Source organism: Flavobacterium hauense, assembly GCF_054457175.1.
Genome location: NZ_JBTKVX010000005.1, coordinates 20,810 through 38,703 on the forward strand (window position 1 = coordinate 20,810; position 17,894 = coordinate 38,703).

Annotated in this window: 17 protein-coding genes; 9 read left to right on the top strand and 8 right to left on the bottom strand. The window is 42.1% G+C overall.

The genetic code is table 11. The features are described 5' to 3' along the window. The first annotated feature begins 132 nt into the window (after positions 1-132). From ACX0HA_RS04370 to ACX0HA_RS04380, 3 genes are all read left to right on the top strand, one after another. Positions 133-1,293, top strand: coding sequence for an iron-containing alcohol dehydrogenase (locus ACX0HA_RS04370; protein WP_458844047.1), 1,161 nt, complete (start codon positions 133-135; stop codon positions 1,291-1,293). A gap of 272 nt (positions 1,294-1,565) precedes the next feature. Next, positions 1,566-2,561, top strand: coding sequence for an NAD(P)H-dependent glycerol-3-phosphate dehydrogenase (locus ACX0HA_RS04375; RefSeq protein ID WP_458844048.1), 996 nt, complete (start codon positions 1,566-1,568; stop codon positions 2,559-2,561). Positions 2,562-2,577: 16 nt separating this feature from the next. After that, entirely contained in the window at positions 2,578-3,558 is a 981-nt protein-coding gene (locus ACX0HA_RS04380; RefSeq protein ID WP_458844049.1) for a TerC/Alx family metal homeostasis membrane protein, read from the top strand. 73 nt (positions 3,559-3,631) lie between these two features. On the opposite strand, the gene ACX0HA_RS04385 is transcribed toward ACX0HA_RS04380, so the two are convergent. Continuing rightward, the gene (locus tag ACX0HA_RS04385) at positions 3,632-6,445 is read right to left on the bottom strand and encodes a GH92 family glycosyl hydrolase (RefSeq protein WP_458844050.1); all 2,814 of its coding nucleotides are present in this window, start codon (positions 6,443-6,445) and stop codon (positions 3,632-3,634) included. 106 nt (positions 6,446-6,551) lie between these two features. After that, on the bottom strand, positions 6,552-6,959 hold the full coding sequence (locus tag ACX0HA_RS04390; protein ID WP_458844051.1) for a hypothetical protein: 408 nt from the start codon (positions 6,957-6,959) through the stop codon (positions 6,552-6,554). 138 nt (positions 6,960-7,097) lie between these two features. On the opposite strand from ACX0HA_RS04390, the gene ACX0HA_RS04395 reads away from it, so the two are divergent. Next, on the top strand, positions 7,098-7,577 hold the full coding sequence (locus tag ACX0HA_RS04395; RefSeq protein WP_458844052.1) for a copper resistance protein NlpE: 480 nt from the start codon (positions 7,098-7,100) through the stop codon (positions 7,575-7,577). A gap of 42 nt (positions 7,578-7,619) precedes the next feature. Here the strand turns inward: ACX0HA_RS04395 and ACX0HA_RS04400 are convergent, their stop codons facing one another. From ACX0HA_RS04400 to ACX0HA_RS04410, 3 genes are all read right to left on the bottom strand, one after another. Beyond that, positions 7,620-8,045 carry a response regulator gene (locus ACX0HA_RS04400; RefSeq protein ID WP_458844053.1) on the bottom strand — a complete coding sequence of 142 codons (426 nt, stop codon included), beginning with the start codon at positions 8,043-8,045 and terminating at the stop codon, positions 7,620-7,622. 121 nt (positions 8,046-8,166) lie between these two features. Then, positions 8,167-9,186 (bottom strand): phenylalanine--tRNA ligase subunit alpha, encoded by a 1,020-nt coding sequence (gene pheS, locus ACX0HA_RS04405; protein ID WP_458844054.1) that lies wholly within the window; start codon positions 9,184-9,186, stop codon positions 8,167-8,169. A gap of 1,148 nt (positions 9,187-10,334) precedes the next feature. Further along, complete coding sequence (locus ACX0HA_RS04410) at positions 10,335-10,691, bottom strand: hypothetical protein (RefSeq protein ID WP_458844055.1); 357 nt, start codon at positions 10,689-10,691, stop codon at positions 10,335-10,337. 89 nt (positions 10,692-10,780) lie between these two features. Here ACX0HA_RS04410 and ACX0HA_RS04415 point away from each other — a divergent pair, with 89 nt between their 5' ends. Continuing rightward, positions 10,781-11,281 carry a CvpA family protein gene (locus ACX0HA_RS04415; protein WP_458844056.1) on the top strand — a complete coding sequence of 167 codons (501 nt, stop codon included), beginning with the start codon at positions 10,781-10,783 and terminating at the stop codon, positions 11,279-11,281. Between the two features lie 205 nt (positions 11,282-11,486). On the opposite strand, the gene ACX0HA_RS04420 is transcribed toward ACX0HA_RS04415, so the two are convergent. Together ACX0HA_RS04420 and ACX0HA_RS04425 are read right to left on the bottom strand one after the other, a co-directional pair. After that, complete coding sequence (locus tag ACX0HA_RS04420) at positions 11,487-12,377, bottom strand: DMT family transporter (protein WP_458844057.1); 891 nt, start codon at positions 12,375-12,377, stop codon at positions 11,487-11,489. Further along, on the bottom strand, positions 12,377-12,727 hold the full coding sequence (locus tag ACX0HA_RS04425) for an arsenate reductase family protein (RefSeq protein ID WP_458844058.1): 351 nt from the start codon (positions 12,725-12,727) through the stop codon (positions 12,377-12,379). The genes ACX0HA_RS04420 and ACX0HA_RS04425 overlap by 1 nt, the downstream gene beginning before the upstream one ends. Positions 12,728-12,883: 156 nt before the next feature. Between ACX0HA_RS04425 and ACX0HA_RS04430 the strand changes: the two genes are divergently transcribed. The 4 genes from ACX0HA_RS04430 (at position 12,884) to ACX0HA_RS04445 (ending at position 16,945) form a co-directional block, all read left to right on the top strand. Further along, on the top strand, positions 12,884-14,011 hold the full coding sequence (locus ACX0HA_RS04430; protein WP_458844059.1) for a porin: 1,128 nt from the start codon (positions 12,884-12,886) through the stop codon (positions 14,009-14,011). 18 nt (positions 14,012-14,029) lie between these two features. Next, positions 14,030-15,475: an anion permease gene (locus tag ACX0HA_RS04435; protein ID WP_458844060.1), complete on the top strand. Its 1,446-nt coding sequence runs from the start codon at positions 14,030-14,032 to the stop codon at positions 15,473-15,475. Between the two features lie 111 nt (positions 15,476-15,586). Further along, positions 15,587-16,042: a DinB family protein gene (locus tag ACX0HA_RS04440; RefSeq protein WP_458844061.1), complete on the top strand. Its 456-nt coding sequence runs from the start codon at positions 15,587-15,589 to the stop codon at positions 16,040-16,042. Between the two features lie 126 nt (positions 16,043-16,168). Continuing rightward, on the top strand, positions 16,169-16,945 hold the full coding sequence (locus ACX0HA_RS04445; protein ID WP_458844062.1) for a Bax inhibitor-1/YccA family protein: 777 nt from the start codon (positions 16,169-16,171) through the stop codon (positions 16,943-16,945). 139 nt (positions 16,946-17,084) lie between these two features. Here ACX0HA_RS04445 and ACX0HA_RS04450 read toward each other — a convergent pair whose 3' ends face one another. Further along, entirely contained in the window at positions 17,085-17,879 is a 795-nt protein-coding gene (locus ACX0HA_RS04450; protein WP_458844063.1) for a DUF3298 and DUF4163 domain-containing protein, read from the bottom strand. Between the last annotated feature and the right edge of the window lie 15 nt (positions 17,880-17,894).

Below are 17,894 nucleotides of genomic sequence, written 5' to 3' on the forward strand. Positions count from 1 at the left end.
CGGGTTTTGATACCAGAAAATTTTATGAGGTCAGGAACGAAAATGTGTCGGTTAACTCTTAAAAACGCTTAACAATACTTTATCAGACTCAATTGACCTATTTCGTACCTTTGGGTAAATTTTTATAAAATCATGCTGAATTTTGAATATTATAACCCTGTGAACTATGTGTTTGGCAGGGGCCAGATTGCTAAATTATCTTCTCTTATACCTAAAGGCGCTAAAGTACTTTTGGCTTATGGTGGAGGAAGCATCTTTAATAACGGAGTACACAAACAGGTTACCGAGGCCCTTGCAGGCTTCGATATTACCGAGTTTGGTGGTATTGAGCCTAATCCGCGTTTTGAAACAGCCATGAAAGCGGTTGAGATAGTGCGCGAAAAAGGAATCGATTTTATCCTTGCTGTGGGCGGAGGATCGGTTATTGACGGAGTAAAGTTCATTTCGGCTGCAGCTAAATTTGAAGGCGACCCGGTAGATATATTGGTAAAAAGGATCAGGATACTCGGCAATACCATTCCTTTTGGTACCGTGCTTACGCTTCCGGCAACAGGGAGTGAGATGAATTCCGGTTCGGTTATCACAATCAATAAAACTCAGGAGAAACTTAGCTTTGGAGGTCCTGCTGTATTTCCTGTGTTTTCAATATGCGACCCTGAAACTGTGGCTTCGTTACCAAAACGCCAGGTGCAGAACGGAATCATAGATGCTTACACCCACGTTTTAGAACAATACCTGACATACCCGCACGATGCCATGCTACAGGACAGGATCGCCGAGGGGATATTGCAGACCCTTATCGAAATTGGTCCGGGTGTTGCCGAAACGCCATCGGATTATAAACTGGCAGCCAATTTTATGTGGTGTGCTACTATGGCTTTGAACGGACTTATCCAGAAAGGTGTCCCTACCGACTGGGCTACGCACATGATAGGCCACGAACTGACGGCTTTATATGAAATTGACCATGCCCGAACGCTGGCAATCATTGGCCCGAACCTGTACCGTGTTATGTTTGAAACCAAAAAAGATAAGCTTGCACAGTATGGTAGAAGGGTTTGGAATATCTCCGAAACAGATACCGACAAAGCAGCTTTGCAAGCCATTGAGAAAACGGTAACATTTTTCCATACAATGGGGATGGAGACCAAAATATCAAACTATACTGCTGATTTTGACAAGACAGCCGACTTTATTGTGAAACGTTTTGAAGAGCGCGGATGGAAAGGCCTTGGCGAACGCCAGAATATTACACCTGAGAAGGTTAGGGCTATTGTAGAGATGAGCTATTAATATAAAAAATAAAAGGCATTCAGTATTGTAACCTGAATGCCTTTTAAACACCAAAAACAAAAAATTTTTATTAACCTTATGTTGTACACCCCCAATGTCAACAGAAGTCTTATGAATAACGGCTGCCGGAGTGATTACATTGTATGGCTGCATCATAATTAAATGTTAATATTTTCTTAATGAAATTTTTCTACTGGTAACGTATTGAATGTAAATGAAGGACAGATTTACTTATTTTTAAGTATTTTTGGCCTTTCAAACACTAATAAAACATGAGTGATACTCCTAAGTTCGCTGTTATAGGCGGTGGAAGCTGGGCGACAGCTATTGCTAAAATGCTGTGCTCCAATGTGCCGCAGATTGCATGGTATATGCGAAATAACGACGCAATTGAGCATTTGAAATTGCAAAAGCACAATCCAAACTACTTGAGTTCTGTTGAGTTTGATACCAATAAGCTTTTACTTACCAGCGATATCAATGAAGCTGTGGCCTATGCCGACTATGTAATATTTGCTATACCATCGGCATTTTTAAGCCAGGAGCTTGAAAAGCTTACGGTAAGCCTGGACGACAAGGTAATATTCTCGGCCATTAAGGGTATTGTTCCTGAAACCAGTCTTATTGTAGGGGAACATTTTCATGATAAGTATGATATCCCTTATGATAACATTGGTGTTATTACCGGTCCGTGCCATGCCGAAGAGGTAGCGTTGGAGCGTCTTTCTTATCTTACCATTGCCTGCGGTAACGAGAAAAGGGCTAAGATAATGGGCAAGCACCTGAACAGCCATTATATAAAAACAAAAACATCTGATGATATTGTTGGCACGGAATATGCTGCCATGCTAAAAAATATTTATGCTATTGCGGCCGGTATCGCACATGGACTTGGCTATGGAGATAACTTTCAGGCTTTGCTGATGAGCAACGCTATCCGTGAGATGAAGAAATTCATCCGTAAAGTGCATAAGATGAAGCGTAATATCAATAATTCGGCATATCTTGGTGACTTGTTGGTTACAGGATACTCTGTGTTCTCGCGAAACAGGATGTTTGGTAACATGATAGGCAAGGGATATACCGTAAAATCGGCCATGATGGAGATGAGCATGGTTGCCGAAGGTTACTATGCAACGAAGAGTGCCTATAACCTGAATAAGGAATATGAGGCTAAAACGCCTATTATTGATGCCGTTTACAGTATTTTGTATGAAGGCAAAGATGCCAAAACTGTGTTTAGCAAGCTAACCGAAAAATTGGACTAATAAATAATAAATACCTATGGATCACCTGATAAACCACCCGGGAGTGCTGGCTGCATTTTCGATAGTTATTGTAGTAATGCTGCTTCTGGATTTAGGTGTCTTCAACAAGAACAGCCATGTGGTGTCTAACAAAGAGGCACTTACATGGTCGATAGTGTGGATATCATTAGCCATGCTATTCAGTGGGGTTATTTATTATGTTATGGGCTTTGAACAGTTTACACAGTTCCAGAGCGCCTACTGGATTGAGAAAGCCCTCTCGGTAGACAATCTCTTCGTATTCATACTGGTCTTTGGTTTCTTTAACGTGCCAAAGCACCTGCACCATAAAGTATTGTTCTGGGGAATCATAGGGGCATTGCTGTTCCGCGCCATATTTATCTTTACCGGTGTAGAGCTTATTAACATGACCTATCTGCCACCTATCGATATTTTCGGTAAGCCAAGAGAGATCAATGTTGTTCTTTCGGCATTTGGCCTCTTTTTGATTGTAGCAGGCATCAAGTCATGGACAGCCCACGAGGATGATGACGAAAACAAGGATTTTTCCAAAAGTCCGGGTGCACGTGTTATCTACCGTTTTTTTAAAGTGACCAAAAATTATGAAGGAGACAGGTTCTTTGTAAAAATAAATGGCGAAAGGCTGGCGACACCACTATTGGTTGTGGTTGCCGTTATCGAGTTTACCGACCTGATTTTTGCTGTAGATTCTATCCCTGCTATTTTCGCGATTGCGCCAAACGACCCTTTTATCCTTTACACCTCAAATATCTTTGCAATATTAGGACTAAGGGCATTGTATTTTTTACTGGCCAATTTCATGCACATGTTCAGCAGGCTGCATTATGGCCTTGCGGTAATATTGGCATTCATAGGTGTAAAAATGCTCCTAAGTCCGTTCTACCATATCTCTTCGCCACATTCGCTAATGGTGGTGGGAGGAGTACTTGTTGTGGCTGTAGTGGCATCGCTGATGTTTCCGGTTAAGGAGAAATAGTTGTCGGTTGATGGTTGTTAGTTGTTGGATTTATCGGCTGTTGGTCTGACAACCGACAACTAACAACCATCAACTACTTAACCGTTATCTCATCAATAAAAATAAACGCATCGCCGCCAAATCCCTGGTGCCATTCCGGTAATTTTCCAAAATTATAGGCTTTTACTTTTACGTAACGGGCTTTGATCTTGCTTATGTGTACATCAAAGCTTTTTATTATCGACCCATCGTCTTTTGGATTAATGGTGTTCTCAACTGTCTGTATAAGTGTGAAGTTCACATTATCTTCAGAAACATAATACTCAACTTTGGTTGGCATCAGTATCCAGGCACGGCTGTCCTGAAGGAATCGCGCTGAGATATCGTTCACTTTCATGTTCTTCTGCAAATCGATTACTGCCTCAAAATCCTGTGACTGATAGCCCTGCCAGTCGCCTTTGCGCCAGTTTTCGCTGCCAAGTATGCCATCAATAAGCCCGTTGGCACCTCCGGCATGGTAAGCCCTGTTATATCTTGAAGTAAGCTTTATGGTATAGTTATTCGGTTTTTTGATGAAAGAGGCAATCACATGTTTACTGCTTCCTAAATTATTGCTTACCCAAGCTTCTATTTTACAAGTTGTATCAATAAAAAATGGGCCTGAATATTTTTGTGTAGCCGCCATAAACTGAGCATTAGGATTTTCTTCTATCTGATAGAATATCTCGCCACCAGTCTCAGAAGGTTTAATCTCAATCTTCATCTTATCACTAAATGATTTGCTTTCTGCTTCAATTGCAGGTACAGGAACTATATCATCAACCAATATATCTTCATGTTCCTCAGATTTTACATCCAATAGCCAGCGTTGTGGAGTTTCGGGTGTAATTACGGGGCTTGTACCATCTTCTAAATGAAGCTTTATGTGGGTAAAATAAGGCGTAACGGTGTCCCATCCTGTTTCGCCCGGAGTCACTTGATACATTCCCATACTGCTCAGCACATACCATGCACTCATCTGTCCACAGTCTTCGTTGCCTATAAGTCCGTCAGGGTCATTTTTATAGAATTCATTTAGTATATAATGAATCTTCTCTTTCGTCTTTTCGGGCTTCCCAACATAATTGTATAAATAAGCCATGTGATGGCTTGGTTCGTTACCCTGGGCATATTGGCCAACAAGTCCTGTAACATCGACTTGTTCACGGCCGGTAGTGGCGCTTGGTGCATTGAACATCTCATCAAGTTTGGCCTCAAATTGCTCTTTGCCGCCAAAGGCTTCAATCATGCCCGGAATATCCTGAGGTACGAAAAAAGTATAATGCCAGCTGTTGCCTTCAGTGTAGTTGTTGTTTACTTCACGTGGGTCAAAAGGTTTGTCCCAGCCGCCATTCCTGCGCGGGCGCATATTTTTAGTCTCCGGGTCAAGCAGGTTTTTCCAGCTTTGGGAACGTGTCATGAAGTAGTTATAATCTTCGGTCTTGTTCAGTATTTTGGCCATTTGGGCAATACACCAGTCATCGTAGGCATATTCAACGGTTTTAGAAACGCTCTCGTGCTCATCGTCTATGCTGATGTAACCATTCTTTTTATAGGCATCAAGCCCAAGATGATCCAACATGGCACTGTGTTTTGCGGCTTCAAATGCTTTATTATAGTCAAAACCTTTAATGCCTTTTGCCATGGCATCGGCCATTACCGAAACGGAGTGGTAGCCAATCATGCAGTCGGTCTCATTGCTTGCCAGTTCCCACACGGGCAGCCTGCCGCCCTGCTCATATTGCTTCAGGAAGGTGTTTATAAAGTCGCTGGTGCGTTTTTTGTCGATAAGAGTATAAAGAGGGTGTGCTGCCCTGAAAGTGTCCCACAGCGAGAATACGGTATAATAATCGAAACCTTCGGCTTTGTGTATTTCGTTATCACGGCCACGGTACATGCCATCTACGTCCATAGCAATATTGGGCTGCATCATGGTATGGTATAAGGCAGTGTAAAAAACAGTGAGCTTATCGTTGTCTTTTTCGGTAATCTCAATCTTGTGCAGTTCCTTGTTCCAAAGGGTTTCGGCAGCTCTCTTTGTTTTTTTGAAATCAAATTTTGGCATTTCTGCTTTCATGTTTTTAGCGGCTCCTTCATAGCCTGTAGGCGACAGTGCCACTTTTACCAATAGCTTTTCACCGGCCTTTACATTCTTGCTGAAGCTGATGGCAAGCAGTGAACCTGCAAAGAACGTATCGGTAACTTTTGCAGGGGCAAAGGCATTATTGTTCACTTTGGTGATGTTCATGGGGCTGCTGAACTCGATACGTGCGTATACATACTGGTCTCTTGCCCATGCCGAGCTGCGGCGCAGCACTTCAATAGTTTTGCTGTCAATTACACGCACTTCGCCCATAATGAGCTGGTCGCGGTGGTTCAGGTCAAGGATGATGTTGGCCTGCCCGCTTTTGGTGAAAGTATATTGGTGAAGCCCCACACGTGCGGTGGAGGTAAGCTCTACATTGATGTCGTCGTCGTTAAGCTTCACGGCATAATAGCCCGCCGTGGCTTTTTCGTTCATGTGAAAGAAAGGCGAGGAGTAGTCTTTTTTATCGAGGCTGGGTTCGCCCATGGTTGGCATCAGCATTATATCGCCATAGTCAGAAACGCCTGTTCCGTTCAGGTGGGTATGCGAAAAGCCGTAGATAACGCTATCAGAGTAATGATAACCGCTGCAACCATCCCAACTGCCATCAATGCGGGTATCGGGGCTCAGCTGTACCATCCCGAAAGGAACGGTAGCACCCGGAAAAGTATGGCCGTGGCCTCCGGTTCCGATAAATGGATTTACGTATGAGGCTAAGTCAGCCGATTGCGAATACGATAAAACTGATAATAAACTGAATGCGAGTAGCGATAGCTTTTTCATTTCTGACCCAAAATTTTGATAAAGATGCGGATTTTTTGGAAAAAATGAAATAGTTAGCAGTATTCAGTCGCAGTTAGCAGTTTGGGAGTGGTTACTGAAAACGGTGCTACCCTATCATTATCCCGTCTACAAACAAAATAGGCACTTCTTCTACATAATCTTCGTGGATGGAATGTGCCTTGAAAGTATAGGTTTTGTCGTAAAGTTTATTATCAATAAAGTATGTTACCATGAACTGATTGTCCAGTACCAGTACGCTGTCTTCGATCATTTCTATCTTAACCACAGATACAGGCGGAATCTCAACAAACGCATGGCGAAGCATCGATGTTTTACGGGGTTCACCGTCGATCGTGCCCGATGCACTTGATACCACCATGGCACCCTCAAGGGTAAAATCACTGTCGTTGATAAGGTAGGCATACCAGGTCTTCTGCATGAAGTCGTCGTTCCATTCCTGAACTGCTGCTATATATACATTCTCTACCTGCGGGATTATTATATCTTTTTTCATTTCATTTATTCATTAAGGGTCACAAAGGTAATTCTAAATACCCTATTTCTAAAATACTGGAGCGATGGTAACTTTGTGTTTTCCTTGTGAACCCTGTTGTTAAGTTTTAAGTACCTTTAAATTACTAAAAATAATTATATGAAACTATTGCAAATAACATGCCTTTCGCTGCTGATGGCAACTGCCATAGGTTGTAAGGAAGAAAAGAGACCCGAAGCGCTGAATAACGAAATTCTGCCTAAAGAAGTGGTCGATTCAGTTGATAATGAAAATGCAGCTGTTGGTACAGCCCATAATAGCGCCAATTCACTTGACTGGGCAGGTGCATACAGTGGTGTGTCACCTTGTGCCGATTGCCCCGGTATAAAGACTGATATCACTCTTGCTAATGATAATACGTACTCGCTACAGGAGCAATACTTAGAAAAGGAAAAAACACCACGAACCTTTAAAGGGACGTTTAGCTGGGACGAAGCAGAAAGCGTCATTACGCTTGATGCCGATGGCGATCATCATAAGTTTAAGGTAATGGAAGGGAAACTAAGGATGCTTGATAAGTTTGGTGATCCGAAGCAGGGAGGAAAACCTGAAGATTTTGATCTGAAGAAGGTGAGATAAAACACAAAACTCTCTGTTTTGCAGAAAATTTTGTGTTTTCGGCTATTTTATGTAGTTGGGAGAGATGCACTTTTGCCAGTATTCCACAATACTTCTGATAGTGTCCTTTATCTCCCCGAAACTTGATGGTTTTATAAAAAATCCCTGTACCGATTTTGAATAGGCATCAACAACGCTCTGCTGTTCGGCAACAGTAGAGAAAAACAGATAGGGGATAGACTTAAGCCTTAAATCTTCATTCTCATGAATTTTAGCCCTCAGTTCCATTCCGCTCAATTTTGGCATATTTATGTCTGAGAAAATTATAAAAGGTTCTACACTTGTGTCAGAAAGGTACAGTAACGCTTCTTCACCATCACCAAAAAAAATAATTTCATTTTTGTATTCCAGTTCTTCAAATACCTGTGAAAAAATTTCCTGGTCGTCCCGGTCGTCTTCAATAATTATAATAGGGCCTGATTTGTTCATTTTGTCGCTGTAAGGTTAGTAATTTCGCAAGGTAGGCATTAAAAATGCCGAAGACCTATAATTCGTTAATAATCATTGAATTAATACCAATAAAAAACCCACCGTATGGGTGGGTTTTTTATTATATGCTCGATTTGAATTGTTCCAGAAAACGTACATCGTTTTCATAGAACATCCTGATATCGCCTATTTGGTACTGAAGCATCGCGATACGCTCTACACCCATACCAAAGGCAAATCCGTTATATTTTGTTGCATCGATACCGCAGTTGGTCAAAACCGCAGGGTCTACCATACCGCATCCGCCAATTTCCAGCCATCCGGTACCTTTAGTGATCCTGTAATCGGTCTCGGTCTTAAGACCCCAGTAAATGTCAATCTCGGCACTTGGCTCGGTAAAGGGGAAGTACGACGGGCGAAGACGGATCTTGCTCTTGCCGAACATTTCTTTGGTAAAGTATAAAAGTGTCTGCTTAAGATCGGCAAACGATACGTCTTTGTCTACATACAGTCCTTCTATCTGGTGGAAGATACAATGCGAACGCGATGATATGGCCTCGTTCCTGAAAACCCTTCCCGGAGAAATGGTACGGATAGGCGGCTTGTTCTCTTCCATGTAACGCACCTGAACTGATGAGGTATGCGTTCTAAGCAGTACATCAGGATTGGTCTGGATAAAGAAAGTATCCTGCATGTCACGTGCCGGGTGGTATTCCGGTAGGTTAAGCGCTGTAAAGTTATGCCAGTCATCTTCAATTTCCGGACCTTCGCTCACGTTAAAGCCTATATTCGAGAAAATATCAATGATCTGGTTCTTAACGATAGATATAGGGTGGCGTGAACCTATGGCAAACGGCTCTCCCGGACGGGTAAGGTCACCATAAATTCCTTTAGCTTCTTCTTTGCTTTCAAGCGCTTCCTGAATAGAGGCCACTTTTTCTTCGGCAGTCTTTTTCAGGTTGTTGACAACCTGCCCGAATTCTTTTTTCTGTTCGTTAGGAACAGCTTTAAATTCTGCAAAAAAGTCATTAAGAAGGCCTTTTTTGCCAAGGAACTTAATCCTGAATGCTTCCAGTTCTTCTTTATTTGTTGTGGTAAAAGCTTCTGCTTCTGCAATATATCCTTTAATCTTATCTATCATCGTTCTTTAGTAAAGTGCCGCAAATTTAGTCATTTTTTAATTGTTGTGCCATCAATACCATCCTATAATTTTTATGCTTAAAGGCAGATGCGTTATGGTTTGCCGGCATATTCAAATTTTTTGTTTCAAAATTTAAATATTGGCAACGATTTTGCGTTAGTATTTAGAGGGTGAGTTTACCGTTGCGACACAATAACAGTAAACTCCCGCTCTTATACTAAACAACAGCAGCGGCTTTGCATTAAAACAGAGCTGCTAAATCCGGAAACCCTGTGCTTACCCTTATTGGCACAGGGTTTCTTTTTGGTCGCTTTATCGATAAAAATTACTCTTAATAGACATAGTATCAGTCTTATGTTAAAATAGGGGCTCCTATACCATACAAAGATAACTTTGTATCGGGTTATGTTTAACACAATGCCTGTGCCGCCCCCACGGCCAGGCTTTTTTTATGGTTTACCGACACATTTTAGCCCTTTACCGCATAAACTTTTTTGGCATCAAAAACGGGTGTATGTTTGCTTCAGATTTAAGATTGGTTGATTGGTTTTACGGCCTGCTGCTCCCCCACGGCAGGCACACCTTACAAAGAAAGAGCTCCTTTCCCCCAAATGAGCTAAACATAAAAAAGCCTGAGTATTACACTCAGGCTTTTTTATTGACAAACCGGTAACTCTTAAAATTTCATGCCGTTTATCGATAAAGATTCTTTTTACCGACATTTTTTAAGGCTTAACCTCAAAAATTTTCAGGGTTATAAAACCCGCCGTATGTTTGTTACAGATTAAGCCGTTAAGGTTTGATTTAATAGATTGGTTGGTTGGGAAAAGTCCTGCTTCGGCAGGCGTCCGGCAGGGATGCCGGATTTTTACAGAATTAAACCGGTGGACTTACTGCACCGGTTTTTTTATGTTTTATAGCGAACGAAATATGCGTTTACCTGCATTATGCAGCCTTTCACCTCATAAATTATGCAAGCATACCGGATAATGATAGTTTTACTCCGGTTTAAGTTTAAGTAAAGGGATTAATCTCCCTTACAAAGTCCTGTCTCAAAGCAGGCATGCATATTTCTGCCCCCACAAATATGCAGTTTTTTCCAAAAAAGAAAGCCCCCGTTTTAACGGGGGCTTTTATTTGAGTCCAGGCTATTGTATAAGCCCTTTTTCCAGGAAATAGTCAACTATAGCGCCTTTCATGAGTATGCTTTGTTCTCCGGCCTTTAATGGTGGCAGTTCTTCTTTGACCGTGTAGTGCGGCCAGCCGTCTTCGTCAAAAAAAGCAAATTCGTAATAGCCAAAAGGCTCCAGCAAACGGCAGATGGCAATATGCATCAGGTTTACCTTTTCGTCTTTCTTGAATTTTTTGTTGAACTGTCCCAGTTCCTGTACGCCTATAAGATAAATTATGGCATCGAGGTCAAGGGTGTCGCCGTCGGCAAAACGGTCGGATAATATAGTGACAAGCTGTTCCCAGCGGTGTTTCAGTTGTTCGTCTCTTGACATTGTTGTGATTTAAAGGCGCAAAGATAGTGACTTGAAATTTAATGTGCCGCAGCCTTTTGTTTCTGTACCGCGAGGCTTACCTTTGCAGCATGACAGGTTTAGATATTTTTTTGTTCTGCTTTTTGGTATGGGGTGTAATAAACGGGCTTCGCAAAGGACTGTTTGTTGAGTTGGCGTCGCTGGTTTCGCTATTGTTAGGGATTTTTATCGCCATTAAATTCTCCGGTGCCGTGGGGCACTTCTTCGACGGGCATTTGCCCGAAGACCCTAAAACGGCAGCTATAACAGCATTTATCATTACGTTTATTGCTGTGGTAGTAGGAATTACGCTTTTAGCCAAAGTATTGACCAAAATAGCTGATTTCTCCGGTCTTGGTCTGATGAACCGCATACTTGGTGCATTCTTCGGGTTGCTAAGGATGATATTAGTACTTAGCGTAGTGCTTAGTTTTTTTGTAAAGATCAACTTCAATAATACTTTTGCTTCAAAAGAAACACTCGACAAATCGTTTTTCTTTAATCCGATACTTAAGGTGTCGAATATTATATTTCCAACACTGGAAGAATGGTTTGTAAATGCCAGAAAGTAGTTGTTGGGCATTAAGAAGAATTCGGAGCTATTACACAGAGTTCCGCAGAGGAGACGCTAAGATGCGCAAAGATTTATTAGGACAATAAATTAGAGTACACAAAGTTTATTCTGCCTAGGCAGAATTCTCCGTGGGCTTAATAGCAATATTAATAGTGCTCAGCGAATCTCTGAAATTTCTTTGCGAATCTCTGTGGTATAACTTCCTAACTAGCCTTCCTCCTCGTCATAGTAACAAGATATACCCCAACGAATATCAACAGTGCCGATAGCAGTTTTACTATACTAAGTTCATCTTTACCCAATCCGATAGCAAATACCGTAGCAAAAAACGGCTGCAGGTAAATGAATACTGCAACGGTTGTGGGTTTCAGCTCTTTCATCGATAACAGGTTGAGCAAATAGGTAAGGAAGGTGGAGAACATAACCACGAAGGCTACTTTTACTGTAATATCAAAAGGTAGGGCGGACAGGTTTACTTCAGCCAGTTGCTGCCACCCAAAGGGCAGTACCATAATGAACCCGAAGAGGTAGATCCATTTTACAAAGGCAAAGGCATTATACTTTTCCATCAGCTTTTTTACTATGATGAGGTAAAGGCCATAAGAAATGGCATTTACAAATACCAGAAAGTTACCCCACAATGCATTGTCGGTAGTACCAACAGCTTTTCCGTAAAGGATGAGCAGTATGGTTCCGCCAAGGCCAAGGAGTATGCCAATTGCTTTTTTGCCGACTATCTTTTCTTTCATTATAATGGCCGATAGCACCAGCACGATCATGGGTGTGGTAACCATAAGTACCGATGCCATAATGGGCGAGGTTAGACTCAGTCCTTGGAAGAAGGTAAGCATATTAAAGGCCACACCAAAAAAAGCTGCGGCTATAATGCGTGGAAAATCGTTAAGAACAACTTTTTCTTTGCCTACGAACAATGAACACAGCCAGAACAGTATGGCCGAACCTCCTACACGCAGCACGATAAACCCAAAAGGTTTTACATAGGCGGGCATAACATCTTTGGCAATAGTAAAAGTAATGCCGTAAATAATGGATACTACTGTAGCGGCAATAAGGGCGAGGGTGCGTTTGCTCATTAGCTTAAATGTGCAATGGCAGCTTCGACCACGGGTTTGCTGTTGCCCACAAATATTGTGTCGCCATCTACAATTACAGGTCGGCTCAAAAAGGTGTAGTGCTCAAGTATGTATTTTTTATAGTCGGCTTCTGTAAGGATCATGTCTTTCATGCCGCGCTCCTTGTAGAGTGTAGCCTTACGGCTGAAAAGCGCTTCGTAGCTTCCGGCAAGGCGGTACATTTCTTCAAGTTCAGCAGCGGTTATTGGCTCCGATTTTATTTCGCGAAGCATAAAACCTTCGGTTGTTGGCAGTGATTTTATGATTTTCCTACAGGTATCGCAGGTCTTAAGGTAAAATATTGCTTTCATTTATTTGTAAAATATGCTGCAAATGTAAAGTATCGTTTTTGTATATCTTCTATATTTTTCCGTTAACAGTAATTTAACTTTTGTTCGTAATCCGTGACTAAATATTTGTTAATTTTATGATTTAAGTCTAGAAATCAATCTAAAACCTCCCGCTGCATGAAGAAAATTACCCGTTTTTTACCATGCTTTCTACTTCTTTCCCACTTTGGTTTTGCCCAGGATGGCAAAGATACGATAACCGATTATTCGCATTATAACCGTAAGCTCCAAACCTCTGTTTTCTTTGTAGGCAGATACAATATGTCTATGGATGATGATGTCGATTTTAAAGGCGTGCAAAACAGTGTGCCGGGAGAGGCGGTAACCAATTCGTTTGACATGAAGTATGTGAGGCTGCAGGGAATTTTTAACCTCAACGATAAGATAAGCACCAACGTGCTCGTAAACCTTGCCGACTTTAAGACCGATAGCAAAGTGCTGGAAAACGCTTTTGTAAAATATGCCTATGATACGCATATCAATGTGCAGTTTGGGCAATTCAGGCCTTTCTTTGGGCTGGAGGATGTCTTTGCATTCCAACTCGAAAACTCCTATGACTGGTCCAATCAATACAATCTCTTTGGTAAAAGTAACTGGCAATCATTTCAAATGGGGGCTGCGCTTACCGGATCGCTAAAAAAGGAGAAGATACCTTTGAATTATTATTTCACGGTATATAATGGCAACGGAAAGAACCAGGCAAGCGATAACGACAATCAAAAGAATTATGCGCTGAGGCTTGAATATTTTATTACTCCCGATATCCGTGTTGCTGCAAACGGCGCATCAGCCAGAGTTAATGGGCAGACAGGTGCGGCTTATGGCGGCGATGTTCAGCTGATACACAAGCTGTCGCCATTATTCGACCTGAATACCGATGCCGAATATAAAAGAGGCAATAACTTTTCTGATTATTATGCCGCATTAACAGCAACACCTACTGTAAGGGTAGACGATTATGAGATGCAGGGTTTTTATATCGTGTCTAAGCTGCGCTACAATTTCAACAAACCACGGGTAAGGGCTTTTGAAGCCAGTTTCAGGTACGAGATCCTGGATCCGTCCATCAATACGGGTAATAGTTCCTATCAAACTTTTACTCCGGTGATAAGTGTAATTGGTTCGGGCGATTATAATGCTAAGATATCGGCGGTAGGGGTGTTCAACCGCTATAAATACAACATTCCTGACACCAGTCATTACGACAGCAATATTTTTATACTACAGATACAGGTGCACTTCTAACCATAAAACCAACCGCTTATGAAACCGGAAATCAATTACAAAATGATGATCATAGCTGCCATAGTGGGTATTGCCCTATGGTATGTGCCAACTCCCGAAGGCCTGACGGATAATGCCTGGCACCTGTTTGGTATTTTTGTGTTTATAATTATGGGTATTATTGTGAAGGCAGCCCCAATGGGTACGATGGCGATGCTGGGAATTGCGCTGTGTGCCTTTTCATTGGTTCTGGCACCCGAAGATTCAAAAAATCCTGCGGCTGACAGTATCACTGCGGCGTTGAGCGGTTTTGGGAATTCCATCATCTGGCTGATAGGGATGGCTTTCTTCATAGCCCGCGGATTTATAAAAACAGGGCTTGGCTCCCGCATAGCTTATTATTTTGTAAGCAAACTGGGCAAAACAACGCTTGGATTATCCTATGGACTTAATTTTGCCGATTTATTGTTAGCTCCCGCTGTTCCCAGCAATACCGCAAGAGCAGGGGGAATCGTATATCCGATCATGAAATCGGTGGCAATGAGCCTGGGCTCAGATCCTGCAAAACCCGAAACGCATAAAAAGGCAGGTTCTTTTCTGACCTTGTCTACCTATAATGCTAACCTTATCACGTCGACCATGTTCCTTACCGGTACAGCAAGCAACCCCATGGCGCAACGCTTTGCTGCCGAGCTGGGTATCGAGATTACCTGGGGCGGGTGGGCACTTGGCGCACTGGTGCCGGGATTGCTTTGCATGTTGCTCATGCCTTGGGTGCTGTATAAAGTGAGTCCGCCGGAGATGAAAAACACGGGTGATGCCCCAAGAACAGCCTCGGAGAAACTGAGAGAAATGGGCCCGATGAAAAGAGAGGAGTGGATAATGGTAGGAGTGTTCTTCCTGCTGCTGATACTCTGGGTCTTTGGCGATATGATACATATCGATGCTACTACTGCGGCCCTGTTAGGATTGTGCATACTATTGCTTTCGCAGGTGCTTACCTGGGAGGATGTAAAATCTGAAAAAGGCGCCTGGGATACGGTAGTGTGGTTCTCTTCGCTGGTTATGATGGCGAGCTACCTGTCTAAGCTCGGGTTCATTCCATGGCTTTCTGAAAATATAAAAAGCGAGATAGGCGGCCTGAGCTGGTATTGGGCATTCCCTATTATTGTACTCATCTATTTCTATATCCACTATATGTTTGCGAGCGCTACTGCTCACGTGGCTGCGATGTATTTTGCCATGCTGTCGGTGGGGGTTGGTGTGGGTGTGCCTCCTTTATTACTCGCATTATTCCTGGGTTATTGCGGAGGTATCTTTGGTACGCTGACGCATTATGGCCACGGACCGGCACCAATACTTTATGGCAGCGGTTATGTAGACATTAACAGCTGGTGGAAAGACGGATTTTTACTGAGCCTTGTCTACTTGTTTGTTTTCTTTGTGGTTGGAGGTGCATGGTGGAAGGTACTGGGGTATTGGTAGGATTTGTTGATGGTTGTTAGTTGATGGTTGTTAGTTGATGGTTGTCTGAAATCGGTGTGTTGGTTTGATTGTTTTTCCATAAATTCGTAACCGAATAAACAACAAACTACAATGGAAACCGAATTTAAAATTACCCGTACCAGCAGGGAGATCTATGCCCGATTACTGGATACTTATACCCTTGAGCAGCTTAACAAAATTCCGAATGGCTGGAGCAATAACCTGATGTGGCATATAGGGCATATTATGGTTTCGCAGCAGATATTGGTTTACAAAGGCTCAGGTCTGGCGACAAGCCTAAGCGATGAGCTTGTAGCCATGTACATGCGCGGTACAAAACCTGAGCGCGATGTAACTCAGGCTGAGGTTGACGAAATGAAAAACCTGTTGTTCTCTACCATCCAGAAAACCGAAGAAGATTACCGAAACGGCATTTTTACTGCCTATAGCCCACGCAAGAGCGAACTGGGTTTTGCCCTTGATACCACCGAAGATGCTATCGCTTTTAATAATTACCATGAAGGAATTCACCTTGGCATGGTGCTTAGATTAAAAAAGCTGGTATAGTTTTGGTTGATGGTTTCCAATTGATGGTTGCCGGCACAGAATGATCAAATGCTATTTTTCCAACAACCGACAACTGACAACGAACAATAAAAAAATTTCTATATTTGGACTACAAAATAAAACACCATGGAATTTAAATCGAAAAATCCCTTTTTGAGTAACAAATCATTTGCAAAGGCTGATACTATTTATGATGCTGAAGGTAATGTACTCGTAGATTACAACAACACTATGACCGTGAGCGGTGCAGTAAACAAAAGTTTCATTCTTTTGCTGTTGCTGCTAACAGGTGCATTTACTGTATGGTACATGGCTGTAAACGGAACTAATATACTGCCAATGACTATTGGCGGAGCTATTTTGGGCTTTATATCTGTACTTATTGCAAGCTTTAAGCCTGAAACGTCCCGTTATCTGGCTCCGGCTTATGCCCTGTTTGAAGGTTTGTTCATAGGCGGAATTACATTAATTATTGACGCAATGTATCCGGGTCAGGGTATTGCAATGAAGGCTGTTACTGCTACGTTTGTAACTTTTGGAGTATGTTTTGCATTATACAAATTTCAAATTGTAAAAGTTACCGAGCAGTTTAAGTCAGTGGTTATCGCTGCAACTCTTGCTATCGCAACCTACTACCTGATCACATGGATTATGAGTTTCTTCGGGTTTGTTCCGGTGCACGCAATACAGAACAACTCTTTAATGAGTATCGGTATCAGTATATTCGTGATTATTATTGCAGCACTTAACCTTTTCCTTGATTTTGACATGATAGAGAAAAGCGCGCAGCAGCGCCTGCCTAAATATATGGAGTGGTTTGGGGCTATGGGCCTTATGGTTACTCTTGTATGGCTTTATGTTGAGTTCTTAAGGCTATTCGCTAAGCTATCAAGCAGGGATTAATTCCTGTAATAAATAGAGAAGCCCGCTATATTAGCGGGCTTCTCTATTTATTGTCGATTAAGTAATTCGTTGATTCGTTGATTTGATGTGTTATGTGGTGAAACAAATCACCAAATTCACAAATCACCAAATAAACCTATTACTTCACTTTCAAAAACGCATTTGCTTCGCTATACGGGATCACAAGCTCTTTAGTGCCGTCGGCAAAAGAGGCTACTTCATAAGCGTTGTAAAGCAACAGCAATCCTTTATCGGTATAAAAAATGTTTTGCGGAAGGATAAATTTGTCATCTACAAACATTAGTCCGGTGCTGTTGATGCTTTTGCCGGCAGCAATTTTATATTTTTCACGGAATTTCTTTTCGGCGAATGCTGTAAAAGCTTTTTTGTTTTTAAAGATTTGGTCATAATTCAGGCTACGCCCTGTTTTAGCATCGAATAGCAGCGAACGGTTACCTTCATAGCCATGTGCACCACCTGTAAACATATAGTTGTTCATTTTTATGTTAATGATGCTGTCACTCATATAATCTACCCTTGCCTTTATCTTGGCTTCCCACGGAAAGCTTTCGGCAAAATCTTTTTTCAGCTCTTCATACGATTTTATGAAAGAGGTCATTAGCTCATTATAGCTTTTGGCATTGGTAGGCTTCTCGCCAAAATAAACGATGCTCCTGACTACATGGAATACCCTGTTGTTAATGCTGTCGCTTACTTCTCCCATGCCAGATGCTTCCGGTACAGATATTCGAACATAAGTGCAAAGCGTATCGCGGCAGCCCACCTTTGACCTCTGGCTGTACTCTTTTGTGTCTAAAGCCAGTTTAAGGGCTTGGACAACGGTAGTTTTGGTTGTTTCGTCTGTTTTTTCGGTTTCCTTTTTACAGGCTGTAAACAGCAGTAAAGTAAGGGCTAATGGGAGAAGGCGTTTCATATATGTAAGTGTTAT

Bases quoted from the DNA above. Each gene is read 5' to 3' on its own strand.
- ACX0HA_RS04420 (WP_458844057.1), bottom strand. From the start codon at position 12,377: ATGAGCAAACGCACCCTCGCCCTTATTGCCGCTACAGTAGTATCCATT.
- ACX0HA_RS04370 (WP_458844047.1), top strand. From the start codon at position 133: ATGCTGAATTTTGAATATTATAACCCTGTGAACTATGTGTTTGGCAGG.
- ACX0HA_RS04400 (WP_458844053.1), bottom strand. From the start codon at position 8,045: ATGAACAAATCAGGCCCTATTATAATTATTGAAGACGACCGGGACGAC.
- ACX0HA_RS04435 (WP_458844060.1), top strand. From the start codon at position 14,030: ATGAAACCGGAAATCAATTACAAAATGATGATCATAGCTGCCATAGTG.
- ACX0HA_RS04385 (WP_458844050.1), bottom strand. From the start codon at position 6,445: ATGAAAAAGCTATCGCTACTCGCATTCAGTTTATTATCAGTTTTATCG.
- ACX0HA_RS04410 (WP_458844055.1), bottom strand. From the start codon at position 10,691: ATGTCAAGAGACGAACAACTGAAACACCGCTGGGAACAGCTTGTCACT.
- pheS (WP_458844054.1), bottom strand. From the start codon at position 9,186: ATGATAGATAAGATTAAAGGATATATTGCAGAAGCAGAAGCTTTTACC.
- ACX0HA_RS04395 (WP_458844052.1), top strand. From the start codon at position 7,098: ATGAAACTATTGCAAATAACATGCCTTTCGCTGCTGATGGCAACTGCC.
- ACX0HA_RS04430 (WP_458844059.1), top strand. From the start codon at position 12,884: ATGAAGAAAATTACCCGTTTTTTACCATGCTTTCTACTTCTTTCCCAC.
- ACX0HA_RS04445 (WP_458844062.1), top strand. From the start codon at position 16,169: ATGGAATTTAAATCGAAAAATCCCTTTTTGAGTAACAAATCATTTGCA.
- ACX0HA_RS04375 (WP_458844048.1), top strand. From the start codon at position 1,566: ATGAGTGATACTCCTAAGTTCGCTGTTATAGGCGGTGGAAGCTGGGCG.
- ACX0HA_RS04390 (WP_458844051.1), bottom strand. From the start codon at position 6,959: ATGAAAAAAGATATAATAATCCCGCAGGTAGAGAATGTATATATAGCA.
- ACX0HA_RS04415 (WP_458844056.1), top strand. From the start codon at position 10,781: ATGACAGGTTTAGATATTTTTTTGTTCTGCTTTTTGGTATGGGGTGTA.
- ACX0HA_RS04440 (WP_458844061.1), top strand. From the start codon at position 15,587: ATGGAAACCGAATTTAAAATTACCCGTACCAGCAGGGAGATCTATGCC.
- ACX0HA_RS04425 (WP_458844058.1), bottom strand. From the start codon at position 12,727: ATGAAAGCAATATTTTACCTTAAGACCTGCGATACCTGTAGGAAAATC.
- ACX0HA_RS04380 (WP_458844049.1), top strand. From the start codon at position 2,578: ATGGATCACCTGATAAACCACCCGGGAGTGCTGGCTGCATTTTCGATA.
- ACX0HA_RS04450 (WP_458844063.1), bottom strand. From the start codon at position 17,879: ATGAAACGCCTTCTCCCATTAGCCCTTACTTTACTGCTGTTTACAGCC.